Raw genomic sequence first — 6,446 nt, forward strand, 5'->3', positions numbered from 1 at the left:
TCGGTGGCGGTGCGGCCCGCCTTAACGACTATGTGGTAATGCACCACCGGGATAAGGTGCCCTTTGATCCCGATAAACTGTATCGGATTGAAGCCCGTGTTTATTTCTACAGTACCGGCGACACCACCCGAACTTTCTACGCGGGTCTGGCTGGCTTCGATGCCAATGGTAATTATTGCAATGCCAGCGGAGCGAACAGCACCGGCAGCCAACACTATGTACTTGCGCAAAACCTGAACCTGGTGGGGGAGTATTGGCAAAGGCTGGTGGCCTATGTAAAGGGCAATGCCAGCGATAATGCCGTGTACAGTCGCGCTCGTGACGGTAACCATATCGGCAACCCGGCCAAACTGCAGGCCAATGTGCGTTTTTTCACCCCGATGTTTCGTGGGAATTACTCCAACAAAGAGGGCTCAATGCTGATCGACTACGTCAAGATCGACGTGGTGGAAGTGCAGGATCAGCGCAACCTCCCCCTAATCCAGTCCGGCATCGCCAGCCTGCCCACCAGCTCCGCACTCTCCGCTGTGGATGCTGGTAGCACCGCCAGGATTTCCATTGCCGCACACTCGGTGCAGTTTGGTTTTGGCACTCGCAGCTACAACGCCGGCAGTATCAGCGGCTTGTCGTTCAGCCGAAAATACTATGTCTATTGTGATGATCCAGGCGTCAAAGGTGGGACAGTCACCTATAAGGCCACCACTACCTACTCCCAACTCGCCGCCAGCACTTGGCGCCGCACCATAGGCACTATTAGAACCCCTGCCAATGGCGGTGGCGGCACCGTGCCGGACGATCCCTGGTGCGTGGCTGCCGGCACCTGGTTGACGGAAAAGCTACAGGCGGATCACTGCAAAGCGGGGGATCTGATCGATTGTTGGGATGTGGGTGACAGGGATACCCACCTGGATGCGATTCAGGCAGTAAAATCCCAGCAGGAAGTGCCTTGTGTACTACTCACCATGGCAAGCGGTGCCCAGGTGATTTGCAGCCGTGAAACCCCCGTGACCGATAACACCGGTCAAATATATGAAGCTCAACATTGCCAGGGGGTAAAACTGGGTGTGCTGCATAAAGAGGAACCGCTTACCTGGGAAACCGTCGAGCGGGTCGAATGCGCCGGCCTGCGCACCGTGTACAAGATCAGTGTGGGCAATATCAGCTATGCCGCCGGTGTGGATTCCCGGCACAGAGTCATTACCCACAACCAAAGGCACAAGCCCTAATAAAGGAAGCAACATGGTTGAATACATACAAGCCAGCGGTATCAGCAATGCCGGAGAAGGCGAACACTTTTACGAACTGACCAGCGGCATCTATGTCGGTGATATTGTGCGCATCTCGCAGGTACGCAATCCAATTGATCTGGACCAGGACGGCAGTCCCGACCAGTTTGCCTACAAGATGTTCGGTGCCTTCGTCACCACGGATAACCAGCTGCGCAGCAATGCTGCCGGCACCCCCTGGCAAACGCCGGGCAAGGTGGAGACCCTGCAGGCCTCCGCTGTTGCAGAGGGCACGGAGAACGAAGAGGTCAATAAAGGCGCTTGGCGTATGGAGTGCATCCAGCGCACGGTGAATCTGCGGGTGGTGATTGGGGAGTGAGGAGGGCTTAGGCTACCTGATGAATACCCAAAAATACTTGTCGCAAAAATCGATTGTGTACGAAATTACCCCTTGGAATTACCCCTCAGAGTACGAAAACAAAAAACCCTCCAAACTGGAGGGTTTTTAAGTGCCTGATTTTAAAGGCTTATTTGGGGTGGCCGACGGGGATTGAACCCGCGACCTCAGGAGCCACAATCCTGTGCTCTACCAACTGAGCTACGGCCACCATAATAGTGATATGCTTCAGTACTTTGTGGCTGTACTGAAATATCGGATTAAACCCGCACCAGCTTGGCGTGGGTCAGGCCCTTTACGCCAAACCAGAACCACCTGGAGGTGGCACGCCCGGCAGGACTCGAACCTGCGACCATCCGCTTAGAAGGCGGATGCTCTATCCAGCTGAGCTACGGGCGCAAGGTAAAACCGGTTGATTGGTCGGGGCAGAGGGATTCGAACCCCCGACATCCTGCTCCCAAAGCAGGCGCGCTACCAGACTGCGCTATGCCCCGTATATCAACTCTTCGCACCTACTCAGCCTATATCACCATCTACATGGAGGTTTTGAGGACTGTGCCGTTGGCGAAGTGCGCGCATAGTACTGCCCACCCTCTCAGGAGTCAACGCCTCTAAACTATTATTTTTTAAGAAGTTTATTCTATTGCCCATCAAGACCCAGAAGTGACGAAATTATTTTCAACCTATGCGAAAATGGCAAATTGTGCAAATTTGACCGGGTAGCTTGCGAGCCGCTTTGAAAATCCGCCTGGCTCCACTTTTATAGTAAGTAGGCTTTGAGGCAGATTCGGGTCTATAGCACACAACCTATTAATGTTTGAGATAGCATCTATGTCTGCACTGATTCTGGACGGCAAGGCCCTGGCACAGAAAACTGAAGAGACACTCTCAGCTCGAGTAGCTGCACTTAAGGAAAAAAGTGGTGGCCAAACCCCTATCCTGGCGACCATCCTGGTTGGCAATGACCCTGCCTCTGCCACCTATGTGAAGATGAAAGGCAATGCCTGCCGCCGTATTGGTATGGGCTCCATGCAGGTTGAGTTGCCTTCCTCTACCACTACTGAGCAACTGCTTAGCAGGATCGAAGAACTTAACAGTAACCCCAACGTTCATGGCATCCTGCTGCAGCATCCGGTGCCGACGCAGATTGAAGAACGCGATTGCTTCGATGCCATCTGCCTGGAAAAGGACGTAGACGGTGTGACCTGCCTGGGTTTCGGGCGTATGGCGATGGGTGAGAAAGCCTATGGCTGTGCGACGCCAAAGGGCATCATGCGCCTGCTGGAGGCCTACAAAATTGAGCTGGAAGGCAAGGACGCTGTGGTTGTTGGCCGCAGCCCCATCCTGGGGAAGCCCATGGCGGCCATGTTGCTAAATGCTAATGCTACAGTCACCATTTGCCATTCCCGTACCCAGAATCTGGCCGAGCATATCCGTTGTGCGGATATCGTAGTAGGTGCTGTGGGCAGGCCGGAGTTTATCAAGGCAGAATGGATCAAAGACGGTGCGGTTGTAGTGGATGCCGGTTACCACCCAGGCGGTGTAGGTGATATCGAACTGGGCCCGCTCACTAAGCGCGTAGCCGCTTATACTCCGGTTCCTGGTGGTGTTGGTCCCATGACTATTAATACCCTTATCTATCAGACCGTTGACTCTGGTGAACGCAAGATTGGCTAGCCCGACTCGGTTGGACAAGGCAGTTAGCCAGGTTACCGATCTCTCCCGCTCCGATGCAAAGCGCGCGGCTAAGGCACAGCGGATTAGCGTAAATGGTGAGGTGGTTACCGATCCAGCGGCCAAGGTACAGGCCAGTGATGCCTTGTGCCTGGATGGCGAGCTACTGCTGAAACCGGGGCCTCGCTACATTATGCTGAATAAGCCCCTGGGCTATGTAAGCGCCACAAAAGATCCCGAGCACCCAACGGTGCTCGACTTAATCGACGAACCGAACAAAGGCAGGCTGCATATTGCCGGTCGCCTGGATATCGATACCACCGGACTGGTGCTCCTGACCGATGATGGCCAGTGGTCTCACAAGGTGACCTCACCTACCTATCACTGTGAAAAGACCTATTACGTCCAGTTGACAGACAGGATTGAGGAGGTGGCAGTGGCAAAGCTTGCCAGAGGCATTTGGCTGAAAAACGAGAAGAGGAGAACCAAGCCTGCCAGACTTGAGATACTCTTTGCCAATGAAGTCCGTATTACTATCGGTGAAGGGCGCTACCACCAGGTTAAGCGGATGTTTGCCGCCCTGGGTAACAAAGTCCTGGTACTGCACCGGGAAAAAATTGGCGATATCCCTCTGGATGAAGGACTCCGGGAAGGTGAATACCGCCTCCTTGCCCCAGATGAAATTGCTTCGGTAAAAAAGTAAACAACATGTCAGCCCTTCTACTCCAGGAGCTCCTTCAGGTCCCGAGGGAAACTTTGTGGATCGCCGATGAAAACAGCAAGTCCCTCCTGCAGCCGGGATTTTACTTCAACGGCGATCTACTCACCAACCGCTGGGATATTGCTGGGCTGGCTGAGGGAAAAGTTACCCGCAGTTTTTTTAACGACTTCCACTTCGAGGAGTTGGAACGCAGCTATCGTCGCATTATTTATCCCGTATCCAAGGAAAAGGCAATCGTTCACCACATCATCAATCAGGCGCCGCGCTTTCTTGGTGAGGGCGGTGAGCTGGTGCTGCTGGGAGAAAAACAAAGTGGAATCAAAAGCTACGCGGCAAAAGTAGCTGAACGCCTTGGCTCTGCCAAGCAATTGCAGAAGCACGGTAACGACTACTCCAGTATCAACTGCATCGATCATGCGAACGGCGGGAAACTGATCGGTGAGCTGGATTACCCGAGGTTGCGCAGCCTGCCCGAACTCGGCGGCCTGTACAGCAAACCGGGCCTGTTCGGATGGAACAAGGTCGATAAAGGCAGTGCATTGCTTGCCCAACATTTCACCACTGAGCTGCCCAAGGGAGGTACCCGCATAGTGGATCTGGGCTGTGGATACGGTTATCTCAGTACCCAACTGGCATCACTGGGCAACTTCCATTTTACCGCAACCGACAATAACGCCGCCGCCCTGCTTGCCTGCAAACAGAATTTTCACGCACTCGATTTGACCGGTGTCGTCATACCCTCTGATGCAGGTGCAGATCTTGAAAGCGGAATCGCCGATCTGGTGCTGTGTAACCCCCCATTCCACCAGGGGTTTCAGGTGGAGGGAGGGCTGACTGACCATTTCTTACAAAACAGTGCCCGGCTTCTGAAATCAACCGGAACAGCACTTTTTGTGGTGAACGCGTTTATTTCTCTGGTGGATAAAGGCCTGCGCTACTACTCGGATGTGCAGTTGATCTGCAAAGAGAAAGGATTCTGTGTATACAGGCTGCGCCTTTGATATGCAGCTTTCAGCCAGGTGAAAAGGGATGTTAAACTGATGCAGTGACTCAGTAGTCGCGTAAATTGAACAGGTTCATCGAGAGAGTGTGCTCTTCAAGCTCTTCCAGCTGACGCAAGCGTTCAAAGGCTTCCTGTGCAGAGGGGGTTTCTGCGCCCTGAGACAAATCCCGGTACTGGTCCGCCAGGTAGATTTCTATATCCAGAGCAAATTTGGCGACATCATCAAGGTTATCAATGTCTATGCAGCGCAGTCGCTGTAAAAATTCTTTTTCTCGCCCCTCCGGAGCAAACTGCACCCAGGTATGCAGGGCGCCCGGCGGTAAATCCGCATGGAAATTTTCCAGCGAATGTTTCATGGAATCTTCCCGCCGCCTGAGTTGATCCAACAATAATTCAACCCGTTTATTGGTGGCCAACTGTTCGTACTCTTCATACTGCAGCGCCAGTTTGGCGTGAAAATCCCTTCCTTCCTGAATCACTTCCTCAACTGTTTTGTACCGCATCAACCGGTCCCGAAAAAAGTACGTCGCTTGTTCCAGTATAGGCAGTGGGTAACAAAGGGCGCCAATCAATATCATCATTGACATGACAGAAACACAGGCTGACTGATTGGTTCTATGATTGAGTCTCAAAGCAGGAACTATTGTAATAATGCAGAGGGAGTCTCAATCAGGAGCAGTCATACAAAAAATGGCCAATCTTGAGGAGTTTTTAAAATCGTGCCCGTGCTTGGGGCCTGCCAACTGGGTACAAATGGCAGTGGAGGACCGCACTAAGTAGTGGAGCAGTGATTACATTTTTTCAGCGTGGCAAGACATGCTATGGGCAGATTCAGGAGGGAGTCCGCACGGCAAGCCTCTCACTTCTAGTGTGAGGAGGTAAGCTAACCGACAATAGCCAACCAACCTGATGTCCTCTATTGTTGCCATCACTGCCAATCGTTAAGAGAAGGTTTGAAGAGCCTGATCAAGCGTCTTTAGTTCGGGTAATTCCTCACTGAGTGCCGGTATGTCTGCCTCATATGTAGTAGTTCAGACTTGATCTGGCAGTTACCGGTTTTTCAGACAATGCTCTCTCGGTCGGTCCAGTGGTCACACCTCTCTGGAAAAGCCTCCAGCCCCAAAAAGACCAAAGGTAGTGATACCACCTCAGCAGTGATGTTTTAGATAGGGGCTCAGATTGAGCGATTTCTAAATGCTGGTAACTGTCAGATCGGGGGTCGGGCCTAGGTTACTATATATTACCAGTAAGGCAGGAGAGAAAAATACCCTTCTGCCAGGATCGTTTATGGGGTGAATGCCGATTGAGGAGGGTGTTCAAAACTCTGTGTCAGCCAAGTAGCCTCATTGGCTGATATATTTCTCCAGGCGATCCGGGAAGTGGATCGTCAGCTGTGACAGCGTCAAGTTCCAGTTCTGGATCGGG

General features: G+C 52.6%; 5 protein-coding genes, 3 tRNA genes and 1 pseudogene. 5 read left to right on the forward strand and 4 right to left on the reverse strand.

The features are described 5' to 3' along the window. Together Q1A48_RS20280 and Q1A48_RS20285 are read left to right on the forward strand one after the other, a co-directional pair. Nucleotides 1-1,226: pseudogene (locus Q1A48_RS20280) on the forward strand (hypothetical protein); the annotation flags it as partial. Nucleotides 1,227-1,239: 13 nt separating this feature from the next. Next, nucleotides 1,240-1,605, forward strand: a complete 366-nt coding sequence (locus Q1A48_RS20285; protein ID WP_299948540.1) for a hypothetical protein — start codon at nt 1,240-1,242, stop codon at nt 1,603-1,605. Nucleotides 1,606-1,758: 153 nt separating this feature from the next. On the opposite strand, the gene Q1A48_RS20290 is transcribed toward Q1A48_RS20285, so the two are convergent. From Q1A48_RS20290 to Q1A48_RS20300, 3 genes are all read right to left on the reverse strand, one after another. Continuing rightward, nucleotides 1,759-1,834: transfer RNA gene (locus tag Q1A48_RS20290), tRNA-His, on the reverse strand. 111 nt (nt 1,835-1,945) lie between these two features. Further along, nucleotides 1,946-2,022: transfer RNA gene (locus tag Q1A48_RS20295), tRNA-Arg, on the reverse strand. A gap of 18 nt (nt 2,023-2,040) precedes the next feature. Beyond that, nucleotides 2,041-2,117, reverse strand: a tRNA-Pro gene (locus Q1A48_RS20300). A gap of 337 nt (nt 2,118-2,454) precedes the next feature. On the opposite strand from Q1A48_RS20300, the gene folD reads away from it, so the two are divergent. Genes folD through Q1A48_RS20315 form a run of 3 tightly spaced genes read left to right on the forward strand, consistent with a single transcriptional unit; the run spans nt 2,455 to nt 5,019 of the window. Beyond that, entirely contained in the window at nt 2,455-3,300 is an 846-nt protein-coding gene (folD, locus tag Q1A48_RS20305; RefSeq protein WP_299948542.1) for a bifunctional methylenetetrahydrofolate dehydrogenase/methenyltetrahydrofolate cyclohydrolase FolD, read from the forward strand. Further along, nucleotides 3,293-4,000 (forward strand): 16S rRNA pseudouridine(516) synthase RsuA, encoded by a 708-nt coding sequence (gene rsuA, locus Q1A48_RS20310; RefSeq protein ID WP_299948544.1) that lies wholly within the window; start codon nt 3,293-3,295, stop codon nt 3,998-4,000. The genes folD and rsuA overlap by 8 nt, the downstream gene beginning before the upstream one ends. Nucleotides 4,001-4,005: 5 nt before the next feature. Then, nucleotides 4,006-5,019, forward strand: a complete 1,014-nt coding sequence (locus Q1A48_RS20315) for a methyltransferase (RefSeq protein ID WP_299948547.1) — start codon at nt 4,006-4,008, stop codon at nt 5,017-5,019. A 49-nt stretch (nt 5,020-5,068) separates the two neighbouring features. Here Q1A48_RS20315 and Q1A48_RS20320 read toward each other — a convergent pair whose 3' ends face one another. Continuing rightward, nucleotides 5,069-5,524, reverse strand: a complete 456-nt coding sequence (locus tag Q1A48_RS20320) for a hypothetical protein (RefSeq protein ID WP_299948548.1) — start codon at nt 5,522-5,524, stop codon at nt 5,069-5,071. Between the last annotated feature and the right edge of the window lie 922 nt (nt 5,525-6,446).

This window comes from uncultured Microbulbifer sp., assembly GCF_947489355.1.
In the GTDB taxonomy this organism is placed as follows: Bacteria; Pseudomonadota; Gammaproteobacteria; order Pseudomonadales; family Cellvibrionaceae; genus Microbulbifer.